Raw genomic sequence first — 19,597 nt, 5'->3', positions numbered from 1 at the left:
CAGCTCCTGCAGCTCGTACAGCCCCGACAGAAGGACCGACGCCATGAAGAACCAGGACGCCTTCCCCGGCTGGGACTGGGACGACCCCGAGGGCCTCGCCGCCCGCCTCGACGAGGTCAGCGACCGGGTCGCCACCTGCAAGACCCTCGAACCGGCCGACCGGCTCCCGTACGACCACCACGACTTCCGCGAACTCGGTCTGACCGGCATTGAGTTCGCCGCCTTCCGGACGGCCCACCCGGCCGGCCTCGGCACCGACCTCACCGCCCTGACCAGCCCCGACACCGTCACCGAGCCGGGCACCCTCTACCGCGTCGACGGCGACCGCTGGTTCACCCAGCTCGACATCGGCCGGCCGCTGCCCTTCGCCGACGCCAGCGTCGACTGGGTCTACGCCGAGCACCTGATCGAGCACGTCACCCTGCCGGTCGCCGTCGGCTGGCTGCGGGAGGCCCGGCGTGTGCTGCGCCCCGGGGGCGTCCTGCGCCTCACCACCCCCGACCTGGCCCGCTACCTGGTCGGCTACGCCACCAACGACGGCTTCCTCGCCAAGCACCGCCGCCGCCTCACCACCATGGGCTTCGGCCCGCCGATGCCCGACCGCCCGGCCTTCCTCGTCAACCAGATCTTCCGCCACTACGGCCACCAGTGGATCTACGACCTCGACGAGCTGCGCCACGTCCTCACCCGGGCGGGCTTCGAGTCGGGGCAGATCCGTCACTGCGCCTACCGCCAGGGCGGCCGCGCCGACGTCGCCGACCTCGACACCGCGTTCCGCACGGACGAGACGATCTACGTCGAGGCGGACCGCTGACCCGGAGTCCCCGATCCCCACCCCCTGAGCCCGAAACCTTGACCCCGAATCGCCGACCCCGGGCCGTAGGCTCCGAACCGCCGATCCCCGGCCGTCGGCCCCGAGCGGCCGACCCCGAGCGGCCGACCCCGGGTGCGCGAACCCCCAGTCCGATGGGACGATCCATGCCACTTCACCCCCAGGCCCAAGCGCTGCGCGAGCGCCGCGCGCAGGCGGGCACGCCACCGCTCTACACCCTCACCCCGGCCCAGGCCAGAGCCGCCGACCTCGCCGACATCCGGGCTGCCGCCGGCACCCCCGAACCCGTCGCCGCCGTGGAGGAGCACCGCATTCCCGGCCCGGCCGGCGAACTGACCCTGCGTCTCTACCGCCCCGAGCAGGCCGGCGGCGCGGCGCTCCCGGCCCTGCTCTACCTCTTCGGCGGGGGCTGGACCCTCGGCTCGCCGGACACCAGCGACGCGATCTGCCGCCGCCTCACCAACGCCGTCGGCTGCGTCACGGCCTCGGTCGGCTACCGCCTGGCCCCCGAGCACCCCTTCCCCGCCGCCGTCCACGACTGCCGCGCCGCCGCCCACTGGCTGGCCGGGCACGCCGCGGACCTCGGCATCGACCCGCAGCGCCTGGCCGTCGGTGGCGACAGCGCGGGCGGCAACCTCGCCGCCGCCCTCACCCTGCTCGCCCGTGACGAGGGCGGACCGGCCCTGCGCCACCAGCTGCTCGTCTACCCGAACACCGACCACCGGGCGGACACCGCCTCGCTGCGCGAACACGACGACCCGGCGCTCTTCAACCGCCGCTCGGTCGCCTGGTACTGGGGCCACTACCTCGCCGACCCCGCCGACGGCGACCACCCGCACGCCTCCCCCCTGCGCGCCCCGAGCCTCGCCGGCCTGCCGCCCGCCACCGTGATCACCGCCGAGTACGACCCGCTGCGGGACGAGGGCGAGCACTACGCCGAGGCGCTGCGGGCGGCGGGCGTCGTCGTCGAGTCCCGGCGGTACGCGGGTATGCCGCACGGCTTCTTCGCCATGACGGGCGTCCTCGACGCGGCCGCCGCCGCCCAGCAGTACGCCGCCGAGCGGCTGCGCGAGGCCCTCCGGTGAGCGCGCCCGAGCTGCCGGGCACGGTCCATCCGGCGGGCGCCCCTGCGTCCACAGGCGTGCCCGGGTCCACGGGCGTCCCTGCGTCCACAGGAGTGCCCGGGTCCACGGGCGTCCCTGAGCCCACAGGCGCGCCGGATCCGGTCCCGCCGCTGGCGTTGGAAGAGCTGCACGCCTCCCTCGCGGACCCGCTGCTGGACGCGATGACCTTCCTCAACGAGGTCACCACCCGCTACCCCGGGGCCGTGTCCTTCGCTCCCGGCCGCCCGTACGAGGGCTTCTTCGAACCGGAGGACGTCCACACCTACCTGGACGCCTACCTCGACCACCTGGCGGCCGCCGGCGCGGGCCGGGACGCCGTCCGCACCACGCTCTTCCAGTACGGGCCGACCAAGGGCATCATCGCCGACCTGGTCGCCCGGACCCTCGCCAACGACGAGGGCCTCGCCGTCCCGCCCGAGGCCCTGGTGCTGACCGTCGGGGCCCAGGAGGGCATGCTGCTGACGCTGCGCGCCCTCTGCGCGGGCCCGGACGACGTCCTGCTGGTCAGCTCGCCCTGCTACGTCGGCGTGACCGGCGCCGCCCGGCTGCTGGACCTGACCACCGTCCCGGTGCCGGAGGGCCCCGACGGCGGGCCCGACCCGGAGACCGTCCGTACCGCCGCCCGCGCCGTGCGGGCCGCGGGGCGGCGTCCGCGCGCGCTGTACGTCGTCCCCGACTTCGCCAACCCGTCCGGCGCCAGCATGCCGCTCCCCGCCAGGGCCCGGCTGCTGGACGCGGCGGCCGAGGAGGGCCTGCTGGTCGTCGAGGACAACCCGTACGGCTTCTTCGCCCGCAGGCCGGGCGAGCGGCCCACGCTGAAGGCGCTGGACCGCCGCCGCCAGGTCGTCTACCTCGGCTCCTTCGCCAAGACCTGCTTCCCCGGTGCCCGCCTCGGCTACGTCGTGGCCGACCAGGAGGTGGCCGGGCCCGGCGGGCGGCGCTCGTTGCTGGCGGACGAGCTGGCGAAGCTGAAGAGCATGACGACGGTCAACACGCCCGCGCTCAGCCAGGCCGTGATCGGCGGCATGCTGCTGCGCCACGACTGCCGTCTGCGTGCCGCCAACGCCGCGGCGACGGCCCACTACGCGGCCAACCTGACCGTTCTGCTGCGGGAGTTGGAGCTGCACTTCCCCGCCTCGGAACGCCGCCGGCTGGGGGTGTCCTGGAACCGGCCGGAGGGCGGCTTCTTCGCCGTCCTGACGGTGCCCTTCGCGGCCGACGACGCGGCCATGGAGCGGTGCGCCCGGGACCACGGCGTGCTCTGGACGCCGATGGCGCCGTTCTACCCCGCCGGCGGGGGAGAGCGCAGGCTACGGCTCTCCGTCAGTTCTATGACGGAACGTCAGATCGTGGACGGGGTGGCCGCGCTGGCCCGCTTCGTCCGCGAGGAGGCCGCGCCCGATCCGGACGAGTGACACCTGCGGAGCGGGGGCGACCGGCGATCCGGAGACGGCCGGCGGTACGGGGGCGGGGGCGGGACCACAGTGGTCCCGCCCCCGCCCCCGTACCGCCCGCCCGAAGCCGCCGGCCGGGCCTCAGCGCACCCGGGTGGAGAACAGCCGTGCCGACCAGTACACCGCCGCGACCGTCATCAGCACGACGACCAGCAGCCCCTGCCAGACCACGCTGTCGCCGACGTGTCCCGAGAACAGCGCCCGCATGCCCTCCACGGCCCAGTAGAAGGGGTTCCACTTGGCCATCGACTGCAGCCACATCGGCGCGAGCGCCAGCGGCAGCAGCACCCCGGAGAGCAGCGCGATCGGCTGCGCGATGGTGTTCACCACCGGGGCCATCGCCTCGTCCGCAGGGAGCAGCAGGGCGATGCCGTAGGAGATCGCCGAGGTCATCAGGGCCAGCAGGCCCAGCAGCAGGTAGGCCAGCAGCAGGTCCACCGGGCCGACCCGCAGGCCGAACGGCAGCGCGACCAGGGTGATGATGACGGCCTGGACCAGCAGTGCCACCGTCTCGCGCAGTGCCCGGCCGAGCAGCAGCGCCAGCCGGCTGACCGGGGTCACCCGGGCCCGCTCGATGATGCCGGCCTTCAGCTCGCCGAGCAGGCTGAAGCCGGTGTAGAGGCCGCCGAAGATGCAGAGCACCGCCAACAAGCCGGGCACGTACACCTGGTAGGCCTCGGCGTAGGTGGTGGCGCCCATCGGTGCCAGCACCTTCTTGAGCAGCGGTGCGAAGAGCAGCAGGTAGAAGATCGGCTGGATCACCCCGACGGCGATCCAGACCGGAGTCCGCCACATCAGCAGCAGCTGACGCTGGAAGACCAGCCAGGTGTCGCGGGCGAGCTTCATGGGAGCCCCTTGGGGAGTCGGTGGTCAGGCCTGCTCGATCGAGCGGCCCGTGCGGGCCAGGAACACGTCGTCCAGGCTGGGCCGTTGGAGCTGCACGGTGCCGGGCACCACGCCCGCGCCGTCGAGCACGCGGAGCAGCTGCGGGATCGCGGCGGCGCCGTCGTCCAGGTAGAGCCGGAGACCGTCCTCGCCCTGCGCCTCCAGGCGGTGCAGGTAGGTCTGTTCGCGCAGGGCCTTGGTGGCCCGTTCGGTTTCCCCGGCGGGCAGTCCGACGAGCACCACGTCGCCGGAGATCTCCCGCTTGAGGGTCTCGGGCGTGCCCTCGGCGACGATCTCCCCGTGGTCGACGATGGCGACCCGGTCGCAGAGCGCGTCGGCCTCCTCCAGGTAGTGGGTGGTCACCACGACGGTCATGCCCTCGTCGCGCAGCCGCCGGATCTCCGCCCAGACGTGGCCCCGGCTGGCGGGGTCCAGGCCCACGGTGGGTTCGTCCAGGAAGAGCACCCGGGGCGAGTGGATGACGCCGAGCGCGATGTCCACCCGGCGGCGCTGGCCGCCGGAGTAGGTGCGGCACGGCCGGTCGCCGAACTCGGTGAGCTCGAAGGCCTTCAGGGCCTCCTCGGCGTGCTGCTGGGCCGCGGCTTTGCCGGTGCCGTGCATCCGGGCCTGGAGCACCAGCTCCTCGCGGGCGCTGACGGCGTCGGTGGTGCCGCCGCCCTGGGCGACGTAGCCGATCCGGCGGCGGACGTCCGCCGGGTCGGCGAGCAGGTCGGCACCGGCGATCCGGGCCTCGCCGCCGTCCGGGCGGATGAGCGTGGCGAGCATGCGCAGAGTGGTCGTCTTGCCGGCGCCGTTGGGGCCGAGGAAGCCGAAGATCTCACCTGCGGCCACGTCCAGGTCGATGCCGCGGACGGCGTCGACGGCGGCCTGGCCGCGTTTTTTGGACGGATAGGACTTGCGAAGTCCCTTGGTCTCGATCAACCAGAACTCCCGTGCGGGGATGGGTTGCCGGGGCACCTGGGATGCGGTGCTGCGGAAGGGGTGAGGGGTACTGCGGAAGGAGTACTGGGCGCCACCCTAGGGTCTGCGGCCCTCCGGAAACAATGGCCTAGACCAATGGATTCTGACGGTCCGTCCCACCCGCGACCAGCGTCTCCAGCCGGTCGGCCGCCGCGACGGCCCCGCCGCCGGCCAGCAGGGCGGCCCCGACCCGGGCGGCCGCCTCGCGGTGGGTGCCCGAGTCCAGGACGGTGCGCAGCCGCGCCGCCAGCCGTTCCGCCGTCACCCGGGCGAACGGCACCTTCAGCCCGGCGCCGGCCGCCGCGACCTGCGCCGCCACGAACGGCTGGTCGTGCCGGATCGGCGCGGTGACCAGCGGCAACCCGTGCGCCAGCGCCTCGCCGACGGTGTTCATCCCGCCGTGACAGAGCACCGCGTCCAAGGCGCCGCGGGCCATCAGCTCCAGCACCGGGGCCCGGTCCACCGCGACGGCGTGGCCGGGCAGTTCGGGCAGCAGGGTGTGCGGCGCCGCGATCACCGGCTGCACGTCGTCGCCGCAGAGCGCCAGTGCCCGGACGGCCCGGGCGTGGAAGTCCGCGCCGAGCCCGCCGGCCAGCGTGCCCATGGTGACCAGCACCCGCCGACGGCCGGGGTCCAGCCGCTCCCACGGGAACGCCGGATCGGCGGGCCGCTCGGCCAGCACCGGCCCCACCAGCGCCACCTGCGCCGGGAGGGGCGCCGCGCCGGTGAGCGCCCGCCCGGTCGGCGCCAGCACCAGGGCGGGGGAGAAGCGCGGGTCGGTGTACTCGTGCTCCGGCAGCCCGGCCCGCTGCCAGAGGCCGCGGAGCAGCCCGGTCATCCAGGCCTCCACCTGCGGCAACGCCCGGAACGGCCGCCCCAGCTCCATCGCGCCGGGGGCCAGGCTCGCCCACGGCAGCCCGTGCCGGTGTGCGACCAGGGCGCCTGCCGGGGTGTGCTGGTCGACCAGCAGCGCGTCCGGCCGGTACTCCCGCACCACCGCGTCCAGCGGCTTGGTGGTGAACCGCGCGTACGGGACGATGAAGCCCTCCCAGAGCGAACGCAGGGCGGCCAGTCCCTGCCCGCCCTGCGCCCGGAACGCCCGGGTGCCGGTGCCCAGGACCTGCGCGTCCGGCCCGAGCAGCGGTCGCAGCACCGACTCGGTGCCCGTCCAGGCGACTTCGTGCCCGCGGGCGGTCAGTTCGCGGGCGATGCCGGCGATCGGATTCACGTGCCCGGTCAACGGCGGTACGACCAGCAGGAAGCGGCTCATCGGGCTGCCCCTTCGGGCAGGATCCGCTGCACCTCGGCGACGGTCAGCGCCTCCAGTGCGGCGAGGTCCAGCCCGGCGCGCACCGCGGCCAGGCCGGCCGCCGCGCCGAAGCGTTCGGTCAGCAGGGTGTCCAAGAGGGCGAGTTCGCACTCGTCCAGCAGCAGATCGGCGTCCAGCCGGGCCTGCGGGGTGATCAGCGCCGCCCATTGCGGCGGCGCGTCGGCCGCCTTGACCAGCAGCTCGACCAGCTCCGGGTGCACCCGGGCAGGGGGAAGGGAAGGTTTACGATCAGTCATGGGGTGTGGCTCCACCAGCTCGACGGCAGGGGGCGGATGACTCCGAGGACAGGTCCGCAAACTCGTCCTCGAACGGCCCGAGATCACTTGTGCGACCCGTCGGGCGTCGGAATACTAGCCCGCGTGACCGCACTGGAGGCAGTGGCCGTCCACCTCCCCCACCACACCGTGCCCATCGAGGCGGTGGGCGAGCGCATCGGCCTGACCCCACGTCAACTTCGACTCTTCCGCCGCTTCCACGGCCTGGACCAGCTGCGACTGGACCCGGACGGGACGCTGCCCGACCTGCTCGGCGCCGCCGTCGAGGCACTACCGGAGCTGCGCGGACGCGAACGGCACGTCCGCTTCGTGATCCACGCGCGCAGCATGCCGGTGGCGGTGCCCTACCCGCTCAACCCGCTGCACCAACTGCTCGACCGCTACGGCCTGTCCCATGCCGTCGCCTTCACCGTCACCCACCATGCCTGTGCGGTGGGCCTGCTGGCCGTCGACCTGGCCGGCCGGCTGCTGGCCGGCTCCGACGATCCGGAGGCCCTCGCGCTGGTGCTGGCCGGGGAGAAGACCTTCACCAAGGACGCCCAGGTGGTGCCCGAGACGGGGATCTTCGCCGAGGGCGCGGCCGCCTGCCTGGTCCGTGCGACCGGCGAGCGCAACCGCGTGCTCTCCTACGCCGTGCGCCATCGACCGGAGTTCGACGGCCGCCTGGCCGGGGACCAGGACCTGCTCGCCCGCTACCAGCGCGAGTACCCGGCGGTGATGATCGAGGCGATGGAGGCCGCCCTCGACCAGGCAGGTCTGGACCTCTCGGATGTGGCGGTGATCCTTCCGCACAACGTCAACCAGGCCTCCTGGCGGATGATCTGCCGTCGGATCGGGTACCCGGTGGAGAAGGTGGTGCTGGACAACGTGCCCGCCGTCGGGCACAGTTTCGCTGCAGACAGCCTCATCAATCTCCACACCGCCACCACGCGGGGGCTGCTCCGCCGCGGCGACCGCTACCTGATCGCCGCCGCCGGCGTCGGAGCCACCTTCTCGGCCATGGCCGTCGAACACTGACGCACCGCCGGTCCGGCGTACCGTCCGGCGCCGGGATCCGGGGGCCGGCCCCCGCCGCGCGGCGGGCGCAGCGGCACGGCGAGGACGACCACACCCCGGCCGGCCGCTTCCACCACACCCATTCACCTCTCACGCACGACGGGACGGGACACCCATGCCAGACCCCGCGGTCCAGACCACTGACACCGAGCTGCGCGAGCGGATCCTGCACAGCCTCGGCGAGCTGCTGCCGCGCGTGCTCAAGCGCGACCTCCCCGAAATCCCCGAGAACGCCTGCCTCTTCGACGATCTCGGCCTCACCTCGGCCGGCACCATCGAGCTGATCCTGGAGGTCGAGGAGGCACTCGACATCCAGGTCGACGTCGAGCAGATCGGTGAGGACGACCTGCGCTCGGTGACCAGCCTGGCCGACTACGTGGCCGGCCACATCATCCCCGAGGACTGACCGGGTGGGCGCCGCTTCCGCCTCCGGCCTGGTCGTCACCCGGGCCGTGGTGGGGTACCCCGACGGGCGGTCGGAGACCTCGCTCGATCCCGACCTGAGGGTCTTCGTCTCCGACCTGGTCCGTCCGTACGGCCTGCCGCTGCGCGAGGACCTGCTGGCCGAGGGCGTCGGCCACTCGTACGAGGAGATGGCCGAGGGCCTGCTGCGCGAGGCACTCGCCGACGGCCGGCCGGTCGACCTGCTGATCCTGGCCTTCGACTCTCCGGACATCCGTCCCGGGGCGCCGAGTTCGCTGGCGCTCAGCCGGTCCTGTCCGGGTGAGCCGCTCGCCTTCGCGCTGTGCGACCAGGGACCGGCCGCGGCCTTCAGTGCCTTGCGGGTCGCCGCCGAGTACCACCGGACGGGGGCCTGCCGGCGTGCGGTGGTGGTGCTGGCCGAGCAGACCGCGTTGCACTACCGGGCCGCGGAGCCGGTCGACCTGCCCGAGCGGCACTGTGCGGTGGTGCTGGTCTGCGACGAGGTGGCGGGCGGTGAGCTGACGATCAATCAGATCCCTTTGGTCGATGACGAACTCGCGGCGAAGACCGTCGGCGAGGCGGTTCGGGCCCTGGGGGAGGGGGCGGCCGTTCTGCTCGGCCCCGGCCTGGCGGTCGACGTCGGCACCGACACCGACACTGACGCCGACGCCGATGCCGACACCGACGCCGACGCCGACGCCGACGCCGATGTCGATGCCTGCGCCGCTGCCGGTGTCGACGGCGCAGTGCGGGCGACCGGAGGCCAGCCGTTCACCGGCATCTGGTCGGCGCTGGCCGAACGGCTCCCCGTTTGGCGGGCGGAGGGGCGGCCCGTGCTGGCGGCGGGCTTCGACCGCCGGCTCGGCGTGCTCAGCACCCTCGCCCTGCGGGCGGGACCGTGACCGGGCCTCCCGACTCGGCCGACCCGGTCGACCCGATTGAACTGGTCGACCTGGTTGACCTCTGGGTGATCCCGACGGACCAACCCGACGCAGTGGTAGAGGCGTTGGGCGCACTGCTCGACCCCGGCGAACGGGCCCGCGCCGCGGGGCCGGACGAAGCAACCGGCCGACGGTTCACCGTCGTGCACGGGGTCGTCCGACTGCTGGTCGCCGAACGCCTCGGCGTGCACCCGGCCGAACTCGCCTGGCGCCGCGGCCCGCACGGCAAACCCGAGCCGGCGGGCGAGGGGCACACGCTCGGTGTCAGCTACTCCGCCTCGGGTGCCCTCGCCGTCCTCGCCCTGGCCGACGGCCGGCCGGTCGGCGCCGACGTCGAGGAGGTCCGCGACCCGCGCGTCGCCGCCCGGATCGCCAACCGCTACTTCCCGGGCGCCGAGGCCGCGTCGTTGGCCGAGTCCTCCTCGCCCGAAGTGCTGGCCGAGCGTTTCACCGAGCTCTGGTGTCGCCGCGAGGCCTGCGTCAAGGCGTTCGGCGGCCGGCTGGTGCAGGGCTTCGGCCTGCCGCTGGCCGGGCCGGCGCCACTGGTCCTGACCGGCGCGGGCGCCCTCGGCGACGGTCCCTGCCGGATCGCGGACGCCCCGGTGCCGGGTCCGTTCCGCGCCGCTGTGGCGGCCGTCGGCGACCGCCCGTTCCGGCTCCGGCTGCAGTGCTGGGAAGCGCCATCGTTCATCATGTCACGTACATGAAAGGTAAATTGACCAAGTGTCAGATTCTGCTTGGCCAAGCATGGGGAGTTCCGGACTTTTGGTCTGGACCACCTTCCCGGGTCGCTGGTAGCGTCCCGACCCACAACCCGCTGAGCCCTCAGGCCTCCCCCAGGCCCGTTCAGGGCTGCTCGGATCCCCTTGGACCCCCGACGAGCCGAAGGGCACGGACGACGTGACAGCAACCAGCCGGCGGATCACGGTCCGGTACAGCGGCGCGAGCAGCGGCTCCGGGCCGCTCACCCTCGGCCAGGACAACATGATCCGCTGCATCCGGAGCGACCTTCCCGAGCAGATCAACAAGGAGGCGGCCTGGCCGGTGCCCGACGGCACCACCCTGACCGCGGCACTTGACGCCCTGCGCGCCCTGGTCGAGCGGCACGACTCGCTGCGCACGGTCTTCCCGCCCGGCCCCGGACCGGACGCCTTCCCGGAGCGCCAGGAGGTCCGCGCGGAGGGCGAGTTCGCCGTCACCGTGCTCGACGCCCCGGGCCTTCCGGCGGCCGGACTCGACCGGCTGGCGGAGGAGTCGGGGCGGACGGACGTGGCCGTCCCGTTCGACCTGGCGGCCGGCCCGCGGCTCCGCTTCACCCTGCTGGCCGACGCCGACCTGGCGTTGAGGCTGGTCGTGGTCGTCTGTCACGCCGGTGCGGACGGCGTGGCGACCACCCTGCTGATCGAGGACTGGCTGGCCCTCGCGGCCGGCAAGGAATTGCCGCCCGTCACCGCGCGCACCCCGCTGGAGGTGGCCGCCCGGGAGCAGAGCGAGCAGGGCCGCCGCAAGGCCGCCGCCGCCCTCGGGCACTGGCGGAAGATCCTCACCACCCGCCCGCAGACGGTCTTCGCGGACTCCCGGATCACCGGCCCGGCCGACCGGGCCGCCGCCGTGGTCCTGCGCTCCCGCACGGCCGGCGCCGACCTCGCCGCCGCCTCACGGCGGACCGGCGCGAGCCCCTCGGTCGTCCTGCTCGCGGCCTTCGCCGCGCTGGTCGCCCAGCGCGCCGGCCACTCCGCCCTGGTGCTGACCGCCCTCTCGGCCAACCGCCAACGGGCCGCGATGGCCGACCACATCGGCACCCTCGCCCAGGACGCCCTGCTGGCCCTGGATGCGGACGCCGCCGACCTGGACGAGCTGATCGGCCGGGCAAAGGCCGCCTCGCTCGCCGGCTACTGGCACAGTACTCTCCCCGCCGGGAACGTCTGGCAGCTGATCGAGGACGTCGCCCACCTGCGCGGCACCCGCTTCGCCCGGCAGGTCGTCGTCAACGACCTCAGTCTGACCATCCCCGAGGCGATGTCCGACGCCCGCCCGGCCCCGACGGGCGACCCGGAACTGACCTGGCTGCCCGACCCGCCGCTCCCGGTCCGTATCATGCTCAACCTCCTGCGCACCTCCGGCAGTCTGGAGTTCGTCCTGCTCGCCTGCCCACAGGTGCTCGACCGCGCGGAGACCGAACGATTCGCGCTCGCCCTGCCCGCCGTCCTGAAGGCCGCCGCGCACGGACCGCTCCCGCTCGCCGACCTGCCCGGGCTGACGGGCGTGCCGTCCGCCGTCCGGACCGGCGCCTGGGCCGTGGTCGACGGCGGCTGGATCGACCTGGACGCCGCCCGGTCCCTGGTGGCCGATGCCCTCGGCAGTGCCGAGATCGCCTCCGGCGCCACCGCCGGCATCACCGCCGAGATCCTGGGTACCGCCGTCGAGTTGGTGGACGGCCGCCTCGTCGCCCGCATCGCCACCCGCGGTCCGGGCCTCACTCCGCTCGCGGCCCACCGGGCGGTGGTCGCGGCCATCCCCGGCCGCGACACCGCGATGGCCCCCCACCACTACGTCGTGCACACGGCCACCGACACCCGCCCGTCCGGCCCGATCCCGTGGGACACCCTGCCGGTGACCGCCGAGGGCGCTGGCCGTGATCCGGACATCGCCGGCCCCGCCGCCGACTCTCCGTGAGGGGCGGGGCGGGGGCTCGCGGAGTGTGACGCGACGCCGGCGCCGGCCGCGGGCGGTCCACCGCTCCGCTGGCGAATCCCCGGAATTCATCTCCGTCCACCCCTACAATCCGTGTACGATCTCAGATTTGGAGCGTGAGCGCCGGATTCGGGCCGCCATCCCCGATTGCCGCCGGGCGCCGGGTGGTTCGGCCGGTCGGGGGCGGCCGATCCTTGACAACCCGCCGAACCGGAAGTGAACTGAAGAGTGGCATTGGTTCCCCGGGCGAGTTCCCGGGAGGCGGCTTTCACGGATATTCACGGCCCGACTTCGCAGCTGGGCCACGGGATGACTGCGCGGCGTGTCAACGGGCGGCCGCGCGCGCCCGGACGGGCAGGTGGTTGCCCGGATTCCTGTGGATGTCCGAGAAGTCGGAACGGATTTGTCAAAGGTCACCTGGAATTCTCTGAAACACCTGGACCATTGTGATTCGGACACCGGGGTCACGGTGATTCAGCCGGATTTCGGGGCGTCGGCGAATGGGCGGCGCCAAGGCGCGGCGCGCCTTCGCCCCGGGTCCGGTCCTGCCGCACCGGTGATTCGGCGTCGCGCGCCGTGCGCATTCTCGTGGGCGCGGACGGCCGAGGAGGTAGGAAGAAATGTCCCAAGTCTGCAACAAGCACGCCGAACCCGTCCCCGAAGAACCGGACCCACCGCCGGACGATCCGGAAGAGCGGGTGAACGGCACTTCGGTGGCGGCCCTGTACGACAGCGTCGACGGCCCCATCGCCACGGGCTCCGCCCACTTCATGCGGGCCGGCAGCGAACTGCACCTCGTCCACTCGGACCTGGAGCTCTCCGACCTCCGCCAGGCGGCCGTGCGGGTCTCCTGCGCCGTGGCCGCGCTGAGCGCCGCCCTCGACGAGTACGAGACCTCCCACGCGGTGGCGAAGGAACTCGGCTTCTACACCGTCCACGACGGCCGGCTGCGGGCCGGCGGCGGGGAGTTCCGCATCGTGGACACCCTCCGCAGGGCCGCCGGCCTCGGCCTGGTGGATCTCGACGAAGCGGCGATGGAGGACATCCAGCGCACCTTCGAGGAGCACGGGGACGAAGGCGCCTTCGGCCGGTTCATCGCCGAACTCAAGGCCTTCCTGGCCGAACTCAGGGAGTTCGACCCCGCGGCGGCCGACCGGAACCCCGTCGAATGGCAGCACTTCGGCTGGCGGTCGATCACGCGGTTCGACCGCCTCCGTTCCTACGGGCAGTCGCTGGCCGTCATCAACATCCTCGGCATGGCCGAGAGTCCGTCCACCCCGGTCGGCTCGTAGCCGGCCGACGGCACCCCTGCCCCGGGAGGAGGCAGCACCCATGTCTCAAGTCTGCAATACGGCGATGAAGCTGAGCAGCGAGGCCCGGCGCGAGAAGAGGCACCTTGCCCAGAGCGCCGGACTCGAACTCCTCGCCGCCACCGGTGACGTCTTCAAGGCGCTGGAGCTGATCGAGCACGGCGACGGGCCGGGCACCGCGGCCGTCTACGTGGCCTCGGCGGACAAGCGACTGCGGCAGGCCGGCGGCCTGCTGGGCGAGGTCGCCGCCCTGCTGGGCTCCGGGACCCTCGCCCCGGAGACGGTCACCTGGTACCGGGACCTCGACTACGAGCGGCTCTACGAGTCCGGCGTGGCGAGCGGCCGGGTGCCGCGCAACCGCGAGTGCTGGTCCGAACTGGTCGCACTGACCACCGCCGGAGGCCCCCTCGCCGTCTGTCACGACTACCGTGGCCGCGTGCTGCGGACCGCGGCCCTCATGACTGAGTGGCTCCAGGCGGCACCGTACCCCGGCGCCGAGGCCGCGCTCCGGCACGTCCAGTCGGCCATGGTCGAACTGGCCGTCTACGCCCAGCTGATGGGCTACTTCAACGATGTCGAACCGCTGGACGAGAGGTGGCTGCGACGGACCACGGCCGCCGTCGCCGCGGGCTAGCGGTCACCACCGCGGTGCGGGGCCGGGTGAGCCCGGGCCCGCACCGCACCGGCCCCGGAGCGGGGTGGCCCGCCGACGAGGGGAGAGGCCCGTGCCCGAAGTGCCCGTAGTGCCCGACGTACCGGTGGCGCCCGTAGTGACCGACACCCGGGCGGCCGAGGTCGCCGCCGCCGTGGCCGCGGAGACGGCCCGAGGGCTGGTGGAGGCCAAGCGCCACCCCGGCCCCGGGGAGGGCCCGCCGGCCGCCGACTCCTGAGACCGGCCGGTGCAGACGGCACCCGACCGCCAGGAAGACGACCAGCCGGACCACGACGGCCTGGACCACGACGACCTGGACCACGACAACCCGGACCACGACCGCGAGGAGGACGACCGCCCGGTACACGCCGGTACACGACCACCGCCCCGCAGGTGCCAGGGGGAGCCTGCGGGGCACCATCTCGTCGTCCGGTCGGGCGGCGACCGTCCACCGGCCCACCCGGTTCGTCCAGCGGCCCACCCGGTTCGTGCACCGGCCCACCCCGTCCGTCGACCCGTCCGTCGACCCGCCCATCCACCCGGCCCGGCCCGGCGGACCCGTGAGGCCGGCCGGCCGCCCGTTCCCCGGCCGCTGACCGCCGCCCACCCACCGTGACGCCCACCCACCGTGGCACCCGCCCGCCTCCGGTGCGGGCCGCGCCGCGCAGGCAGAGACTGGTGGTGGATCCTGCCTCCGAGGCTGGGAGAGCCATGCTGCTCGGACTCACCACCGCGCTGGTCGCGACCGTCTGCTTCGGCTTCGGCTCGGTCTTCCAGGCGCGCGGCGCCCGGTCGGCGCCCCGGGCCGACCGGGTACGGGTCGGGTTGCTGGCCGCGCTGGTCCGGTCCTGGCAGTTCCTGCTCGGCACCGGCCTGGACATCGCGGGCTTCGTGCTGAGCATCGTCGCACTGCGCACCCTGCCGCTGTTCCTGGTCCAAGCGGTCACCAACGCCAGCCTGGCGGTCACCGCGCTCGCCGCCGCCCGGCTGCTCGGCGCCCGCCTGCGGCGCGGCGACGTGGCCGGAATCGCCGCGGTGGTGGTCGGCCTGACCCTGCTCGCACTCGCCTCCGGCCCCGAGGGCCGCGACCACGCCCCGCCCGCCTTCCACTGGGCGCTGCTGGCCACCACGGTGCTGATGCTGCTGCTCACCGTGGTGCTGGCCCGGCACACCGGCAACGCCGCCGCGGCCGGCCTCGGCCTGCTCGCCGGTGTGGGGTTCGGCGTGACCAGCCTGGCCGTCCGGGTCCTGAACATCGACGGCCCGGCCGGCGTCTTCACCGACCCGGCGGCGTACGCGCTCGCCGTCGGCGGGCTCGGTGGCTACCTCGCGTACGCGCTCGCGCTGCAACGCGGCACGGTCACCGCGGCGACGGCCGCCGGCACCGTCGCCGAGACCTTCGGCCCGGCGCTGGTCGGCGTGGCGGCGCTGGGCGATGCGGCGCGCCCCGGCTACGCCTGGTGCGCGTTGACCGGTTTCGCGGTGGCGGTCGGCGGCACCTTCGTGCTCTCCCGCTTCGGGGAGGTGGAGGCCGAGGTCGGCCCCGCCACCCGCCCGGCCGCGGACGAGGCCGCCGAGGCCGCACTGCCGCCCCGGTAGAACGCCGGCCGCGTTGCGGCCCCCGGTGACCCCCGCGTTGCGGCCCCCGGTGACCCCGACGGCGCCCGGTCGCCCGGAGGGCCTCGCCGTGCGAAGGTGGCTTGCCGGGCCAATTCACCACAGCCGGCGAACGGCAGGACGGACCGTACAGGACGGACCGGGCCGGACACCTGCGCCGGACACCGCGCAAGGACACGACTCCGGGACACCTCCCGGACGGACGTGCCCGAACCGGTCGACGGCGCGGCGCGCACAGAGCGGCAGGAGCCATGACGGACGAACCCCATCAACCCTCCCGGAAGCCCCGCCGCCCCGCGGCCGACCCACCGGTGGTCCTGGTGACCGGTGCCTCCTCGGGCATCGGCACCGCCACGGCGGCCCGCCTCGGAACGGCCGGCTGGCAGCTGCTGCTCTCCGGCACCGACCGCGCCCGCCTGGACGCCGTCGCCGCCCGCACCGGTGGCCGGGCCCTGCCCGAGGACCTCGCCAAACCGGACGGACCGCAGCGCCTCGCCGAAGCCGCCCTCACGGCCGCCGGCCGGGTGGACGCGCTGGTGGCCAGCGCCGGCCTCGGCTGGCGCGGCCCCTTCGCCGAGACGCCCACCGACACCCTGGACCGGATGATCGAGGTCAACCTCGCCGCCCCGCTGCGCCTGGTCCGCCTCCTCCTGCCCGGCATGCTGGAGCGCCGGCGCGGCCGGATCGTGCTGCTCGGCTCGATGGCCGGCCAGGTCGGCGTCCGCGACGAGGCGGCGTACTCGGCGACCAAGGCCGGGCTGTCGATGTTCGCAGAGAGCCTCTGGTACGAGCTGCGCGGGACGGGCGTCGGCGTCCGGATCGTTCTGCCGGGCCCGGTCGAGACCCCGTTCTTCGCCCGCCGCGGCACCCCGTACCAGCGCGAACGCCCCCGCCCGGTCACCCCCGAGCTGGTGGCCGACGCCGTGTTCACCACTCTCACCACCGCCTGCGACCGGCCGTTCGTGCCGCGCTGGCTGGGTCTCCCGGCCCGGATCCACGGCATCGCACCAGGGGCCTTCCGGCGGATGGCCGCCCGGTTCGGCTGAGGCCGGCGCCGGTGCACCGGACCGTGACCGTCCGCCGGGCCGCCCTGGCGGTGGCAGGCGTCGAGCTGCTCCACCTGGCCCCGGCCGCCGTCCGCCTGACCGCCGTGCGCCGGACGGTCGCCCGCCGCACCGCCGGGTACGGCACCGAACCCCGCCACGTCGCGCTGACCTTCGACGACGGCCCGGACCCGGGCAGCACCCCGGACATCCTCGACGCCCTCGACGTGATCGGCGCCCGGGCCACCTTCTTCCTGCTCGGCACGATGCTGGAACGCGCGCCGGACCTCGGCCGCGAACTGGTGACCCGCGGCCACGAGGTCGCCGTCCACGGCTGGTACCACCGGCGGCAGTGGTACCCGGCGCCCGCTCGCGATCTGCGCGAGCTGCGCCGTACCGCCGAGGCGGTCACCGGGATCTGCGGCGCCGTGCCCCGCTGGTACCGCCCGCCCTACGGCGTCCGCACGGCCGGCCCGGCCCTCGCTGCCCGCCGCCTGGGCCTGCGCACCGTCCTCTGGACGGCCTGGGGCCGGGACTGGACCGGCCACGCCACCGCGGAGTCCGTCCACGCCACGGCCCGCCCCGGCCTCACCGGCGGTGCCACGCTGCTGCTCCACGACTCGGACTGCACCTCCGCGCCCGGCTCCTGGCGCGCCACCCTCGGGGCCCTCCCCCTGATCGCCGACCACTGCCGCAGCCACGGCCTGACCCTCGGCCCGCTGCGCGACCATGGCGTGCCGTAGCGCGCCGGCCGGTCCTCGCGCGGCCCGCCGCCCCCTTCAACGGCCGAGCGCGGCCCGCCCCAGGCCACCCCGCCCCAGGCCGACCTGCCCCAGACCTACCCGCGCCAGGCCGACCGGCCCAGGCCGGCCCGTGGCCCGCTACAGGCCGACCCGCTCCAGCGCCGCCGCGAACCCCGTCCGCCACCCGGCCGGCGAGGCACCGGGGGAGGGGGCCGGCGCGGGGCGCTCCAGAGCGGCGAGGGCGTTGCGGACCACCTCGGCGGGCCGGGCGGACGTCACGTCGGCATGACCCAGCTCCAGCTCGTGCTGGAGGTTGTCGCGGCCGTGGCCCTGGACGATGTCCAGCAGGAGCAGCCGGCGGCCGAGTGCCCGCGCCTCGCTGCAGGTGTCGCCGGAGCTGGTGACCACCAGGTCGGCGGCGGCCATCAGCACGGGGATCCGGTCGGTGTACCCGAACGGGTGCAGACGCGGTCGGCGCCCGGCGGCCCGCCGGAGCCGGGCCTCCAGCTCGCGGTTGCGGCCGGCCACGGCGAGCACGTGCGGTCCGGCGTCCGCGAGCGAGGCCGCCGTCCGGGCGAGCGGGCCGAGCCCCCAGGAGCCGGACATCAGCAGCACGCACCGCGCGTCCGGCGGCACCCCGGCCTCGGCCCGGGCCTCGGCCCGTCCGGGCGGGCGGTAGAACGGTTCGCGCAGCGGCGCCGGCAGTACGGCGATCGCCGCGTCCGGTCGGTAGCGCCGCACCGCGCAGGCGGCGACCTCGGAGGTGACCAGGAAGAGGTCGGTGCCGTCCTGCACCCAGAGCCGGTGCGGTGTGACGTCGGTGCAGAGGACGAGGTGGCGGAAGCCGGGCCCGCCGTCCGCACGCAGCCGGTTCAGCGCGGAGGTCGCGGTCGCGAACACCGACACCACCAGGTCCGGTCGCTGCTCCGCGACCAGTTCCCGCAGGGCCGGCACCAGCCGGGTCCGCGCCGCCGCGTCGGCGAGCAGCGCGATCCGGGCACCGGGCCGCAGCGCCGAGAAGTGGAAGGCGTCGTAGAGCCCGGGCAGGCCGAGCAGCCGCCGGAACACCAACTCACCTGCCGAGCCGGCCCGTTGCCCGAGCAGCGCCATCGCGTCCACGGTGGCGGTGGTCCACCCGCGCTCGTGCAGCGAGTCCGCGCAGGCCTGGGCCATCACGTCGTGGCCCTGCCCGAGCGAGCCGGAGACCAGCAGCGCGTGCGGCACGGGCCCCGCCTCAGGAGGAGCCCGACGCAGGCTTTGGTGCGGGGGCCGGCGAGGCCTCCTCCCGGTACCAGTCCGCGTACCGCCGGACCCCGTCCGCGAAGTTGGTCCGCGGCGACCAGCCGAGCAGCCGCTTGGCCTGCGCGGCCGAGATGCGGCGCCCGGAGTAGTCGGCGGCCCGGGCCTCGATGTGCTCGATGCTGACCGGCCCGAGGAGCCGGTCGACGGTGTCGGCGATGTCCCGCACCGAGATCGCGGTCGAGCCCTCCAGCGCGAACGTCTGGTCCTCGGCGGTGGGGGAGAGGGCCCGGACGTGGGCGTCCGCGAGGTCCTCGACGTAGACGAAGTTGCGGCTCTGCCGCCCGTCGCCCGCGATGGTGATCGGCCGTCCGGCCAACGCCGCCTGCACGAACCGGGCGACCACCAGTTCGTCCCGCATCCGGGGCCCGTACGGGATGCCGTACCGCAGGATGGTGAAGTGCCGCCCGTACAGCTCCCGGTAGCTGTGCACCAGCATCTCGGCGGCGAGCTTGGTGGCGACGTACAGGTGCCCGCTGTGATCCAGCTCGATCGGTACGTGCTCGTCCAGCTCCTGCTCGCCGTTGTCCATCCCCGCCTCCGCGAGGGCGGCGCCGTAGACCCAGACGGTGCTGGCCAGCACGGTGCGGCTGAGCCCGCTCCGCCGGGCCGCCTCCAGGACGGCCTCGGTGCCGTCGATGTTGGTGCGCACGGCCCGGACCGGGTCGGCGGCGACGCGTTCGACGTCCGCCATCGCGGCGAGGTGGAAGACCACCTCGCTGCCGTCCAGGGCCGCGGTGAGCGCGGGCAGGTCGAGGATGTCGATCCGGGCGAACTCCGCGCCGGGGTTGAGGTACTTGTCGGTGGTGTCCACCGCGAGCACCTCGTGCCCGGCCGCCAGCAGCCGGTCCACGACGTGTGAGCCGATGAATCCGCATCCCCCGGTGACGGCTACGCGCACGTTCTCTCTCCTTGTCCGGCGGGCCGGTTCGTTGGGT

Annotated in this window: 20 protein-coding genes; 14 read left to right on the top strand and 6 right to left on the bottom strand. The window is 74.5% G+C overall.

Features of this window, described 5'->3' with window-relative positions; all coding sequences use genetic code 11:
- Positions 1 to 43 precede the first annotated feature (43 nt).
- The 3 genes from C2142_RS02325 to C2142_RS02310 all read left to right on the top strand — a co-directional run bounded on the left by C2142_RS02325 (position 44) and on the right by C2142_RS02310 (position 3,371).
- Positions 44 to 814: a methyltransferase domain-containing protein gene (locus tag C2142_RS02325; RefSeq protein ID WP_148640834.1), complete on the top strand. Its 771-nt coding sequence runs from the start codon at positions 44 to 46 to the stop codon at positions 812 to 814.
- Between the two features lie 164 nt (positions 815 to 978).
- On the top strand, positions 979 to 1,917 hold the full coding sequence (locus tag C2142_RS02320) for an alpha/beta hydrolase (protein WP_148640833.1): 939 nt from the start codon (positions 979 to 981) through the stop codon (positions 1,915 to 1,917).
- Positions 1,918 to 2,072: 155 nt separating this feature from the next.
- The gene (locus C2142_RS02310) at positions 2,073 to 3,371 is read left to right on the top strand and encodes a PLP-dependent aminotransferase family protein (RefSeq protein WP_241002325.1); all 1,299 of its coding nucleotides are present in this window, start codon (positions 2,073 to 2,075) and stop codon (positions 3,369 to 3,371) included.
- A 120-nt stretch (positions 3,372 to 3,491) separates the two neighbouring features.
- On the opposite strand, the gene C2142_RS02305 is transcribed toward C2142_RS02310, so the two are convergent.
- From C2142_RS02305 to C2142_RS02290, 4 genes are all read right to left on the bottom strand, one after another.
- Positions 3,492 to 4,256: an ABC transporter permease gene (locus tag C2142_RS02305; protein WP_148640832.1), complete on the bottom strand. Its 765-nt coding sequence runs from the start codon at positions 4,254 to 4,256 to the stop codon at positions 3,492 to 3,494.
- A 24-nt stretch (positions 4,257 to 4,280) separates the two neighbouring features.
- Positions 4,281 to 5,237 carry an ATP-binding cassette domain-containing protein gene (locus tag C2142_RS02300; RefSeq protein WP_148640831.1) on the bottom strand — a complete coding sequence of 319 codons (957 nt, stop codon included), beginning with the start codon at positions 5,235 to 5,237 and terminating at the stop codon, positions 4,281 to 4,283.
- Positions 5,238 to 5,364: 127 nt separating this feature from the next.
- On the bottom strand, positions 5,365 to 6,546 hold the full coding sequence (locus C2142_RS02295; RefSeq protein WP_148640830.1) for a glycosyltransferase: 1,182 nt from the start codon (positions 6,544 to 6,546) through the stop codon (positions 5,365 to 5,367).
- Entirely contained in the window at positions 6,543 to 6,842 is a 300-nt protein-coding gene (locus tag C2142_RS02290; protein ID WP_148640829.1) for a hypothetical protein, read from the bottom strand. Before C2142_RS02290 ends, C2142_RS02295 begins: the two co-directional genes overlap by 4 nt.
- A gap of 123 nt (positions 6,843 to 6,965) precedes the next feature.
- On the opposite strand from C2142_RS02290, the gene C2142_RS02285 reads away from it, so the two are divergent.
- From C2142_RS02285 to C2142_RS02235, 11 genes are all read left to right on the top strand, one after another.
- Positions 6,966 to 7,898 carry a 3-oxoacyl-[acyl-carrier-protein] synthase III C-terminal domain-containing protein gene (locus tag C2142_RS02285; protein ID WP_148640828.1) on the top strand — a complete coding sequence of 311 codons (933 nt, stop codon included), beginning with the start codon at positions 6,966 to 6,968 and terminating at the stop codon, positions 7,896 to 7,898.
- 154 nt (positions 7,899 to 8,052) lie between these two features.
- Positions 8,053 to 8,343, top strand: a complete 291-nt coding sequence (locus tag C2142_RS02280; protein WP_148640827.1) for an acyl carrier protein — start codon at positions 8,053 to 8,055, stop codon at positions 8,341 to 8,343.
- Between the two features lie 4 nt (positions 8,344 to 8,347).
- The gene (locus tag C2142_RS02275; protein ID WP_162002389.1) at positions 8,348 to 9,262 is read left to right on the top strand and encodes a hypothetical protein; all 915 of its coding nucleotides are present in this window, start codon (positions 8,348 to 8,350) and stop codon (positions 9,260 to 9,262) included.
- A complete protein-coding gene (locus C2142_RS02270; RefSeq protein WP_162002388.1) occupies positions 9,259 to 10,008 on the top strand; it encodes a 4'-phosphopantetheinyl transferase superfamily protein in 750 nt (249 codons plus the stop codon). The genes C2142_RS02275 and C2142_RS02270 overlap by 4 nt, the downstream gene beginning before the upstream one ends.
- A gap of 193 nt (positions 10,009 to 10,201) precedes the next feature.
- The gene (locus C2142_RS02265) at positions 10,202 to 11,977 is read left to right on the top strand and encodes a condensation domain-containing protein (RefSeq protein ID WP_241002324.1); all 1,776 of its coding nucleotides are present in this window, start codon (positions 10,202 to 10,204) and stop codon (positions 11,975 to 11,977) included.
- A gap of 638 nt (positions 11,978 to 12,615) precedes the next feature.
- Entirely contained in the window at positions 12,616 to 13,287 is a 672-nt protein-coding gene (locus C2142_RS02260; protein WP_148640825.1) for a hypothetical protein, read from the top strand.
- A gap of 64 nt (positions 13,288 to 13,351) precedes the next feature.
- Positions 13,352 to 13,939, top strand: a complete 588-nt coding sequence (locus C2142_RS02255; RefSeq protein WP_148640824.1) for a hypothetical protein — start codon at positions 13,352 to 13,354, stop codon at positions 13,937 to 13,939.
- A 91-nt stretch (positions 13,940 to 14,030) separates the two neighbouring features.
- The gene (locus C2142_RS02250) at positions 14,031 to 14,195 is read left to right on the top strand and encodes a hypothetical protein (RefSeq protein WP_153882747.1); all 165 of its coding nucleotides are present in this window, start codon (positions 14,031 to 14,033) and stop codon (positions 14,193 to 14,195) included.
- A gap of 473 nt (positions 14,196 to 14,668) precedes the next feature.
- Positions 14,669 to 15,556 (top strand): hypothetical protein, encoded by an 888-nt coding sequence (locus C2142_RS02245; protein ID WP_148640823.1) that lies wholly within the window; start codon positions 14,669 to 14,671, stop codon positions 15,554 to 15,556.
- Between the two features lie 269 nt (positions 15,557 to 15,825).
- Complete coding sequence (locus C2142_RS02240) at positions 15,826 to 16,620, top strand: SDR family NAD(P)-dependent oxidoreductase (RefSeq protein ID WP_148640822.1); 795 nt, start codon at positions 15,826 to 15,828, stop codon at positions 16,618 to 16,620.
- An 11-nt stretch (positions 16,621 to 16,631) separates the two neighbouring features.
- Positions 16,632 to 17,360 carry a polysaccharide deacetylase family protein gene (locus C2142_RS02235; RefSeq protein ID WP_148640821.1) on the top strand — a complete coding sequence of 243 codons (729 nt, stop codon included), beginning with the start codon at positions 16,632 to 16,634 and terminating at the stop codon, positions 17,358 to 17,360.
- A gap of 138 nt (positions 17,361 to 17,498) precedes the next feature.
- Here the strand turns inward: C2142_RS02235 and C2142_RS02230 are convergent, their stop codons facing one another.
- The gene (locus C2142_RS02230) at positions 17,499 to 18,584 is read right to left on the bottom strand and encodes a glycosyl hydrolase (protein WP_148640820.1); all 1,086 of its coding nucleotides are present in this window, start codon (positions 18,582 to 18,584) and stop codon (positions 17,499 to 17,501) included.
- A 10-nt stretch (positions 18,585 to 18,594) separates the two neighbouring features.
- Positions 18,595 to 19,560, bottom strand: a complete 966-nt coding sequence (locus C2142_RS02225) for an NAD-dependent epimerase/dehydratase family protein (RefSeq protein ID WP_148640819.1) — start codon at positions 19,558 to 19,560, stop codon at positions 18,595 to 18,597.
- Between the last annotated feature and the right edge of the window lie 37 nt (positions 19,561 to 19,597).

Source organism: Streptomyces sp. CB01881 (genome assembly GCF_002953255.1).
Classification (GTDB): domain Bacteria; phylum Actinomycetota; class Actinomycetes; order Streptomycetales; family Streptomycetaceae; genus Kitasatospora.
Note: the sequence above shows the minus strand (reverse complement) of the source record. Positions and strands in the feature narration are given on the sequence as shown.

What these genes read in the sequence shown, in the direction of transcription:
- C2142_RS02325 (WP_148640834.1), top strand. Translation starts at nt 44, where the DNA reads ATGAAGAACCAGGACGCCTTCCCCGGCTGGGACTGGGACGACCCCGAG.
- C2142_RS02320 (WP_148640833.1), top strand. Translation starts at nt 979, where the DNA reads ATGCCACTTCACCCCCAGGCCCAAGCGCTGCGCGAGCGCCGCGCGCAG.
- C2142_RS02305 (WP_148640832.1), bottom strand. Translation starts at nt 4,256, where the DNA reads ATGAAGCTCGCCCGCGACACCTGGCTGGTCTTCCAGCGTCAGCTGCTG.
- C2142_RS02295 (WP_148640830.1), bottom strand. Translation starts at nt 6,546, where the DNA reads ATGAGCCGCTTCCTGCTGGTCGTACCGCCGTTGACCGGGCACGTGAAT.
- C2142_RS02290 (WP_148640829.1), bottom strand. Translation starts at nt 6,842, where the DNA reads ATGACTGATCGTAAACCTTCCCTTCCCCCTGCCCGGGTGCACCCGGAG.
- C2142_RS02280 (WP_148640827.1), top strand. Translation starts at nt 8,053, where the DNA reads ATGCCAGACCCCGCGGTCCAGACCACTGACACCGAGCTGCGCGAGCGG.
- C2142_RS02260 (WP_148640825.1), top strand. Translation starts at nt 12,616, where the DNA reads ATGTCCCAAGTCTGCAACAAGCACGCCGAACCCGTCCCCGAAGAACCG.
- C2142_RS02255 (WP_148640824.1), top strand. Translation starts at nt 13,352, where the DNA reads ATGAAGCTGAGCAGCGAGGCCCGGCGCGAGAAGAGGCACCTTGCCCAG.
- C2142_RS02245 (WP_148640823.1), top strand. Translation starts at nt 14,669, where the DNA reads ATGCTGCTCGGACTCACCACCGCGCTGGTCGCGACCGTCTGCTTCGGC.
- C2142_RS02240 (WP_148640822.1), top strand. Translation starts at nt 15,826, where the DNA reads ATGACGGACGAACCCCATCAACCCTCCCGGAAGCCCCGCCGCCCCGCG.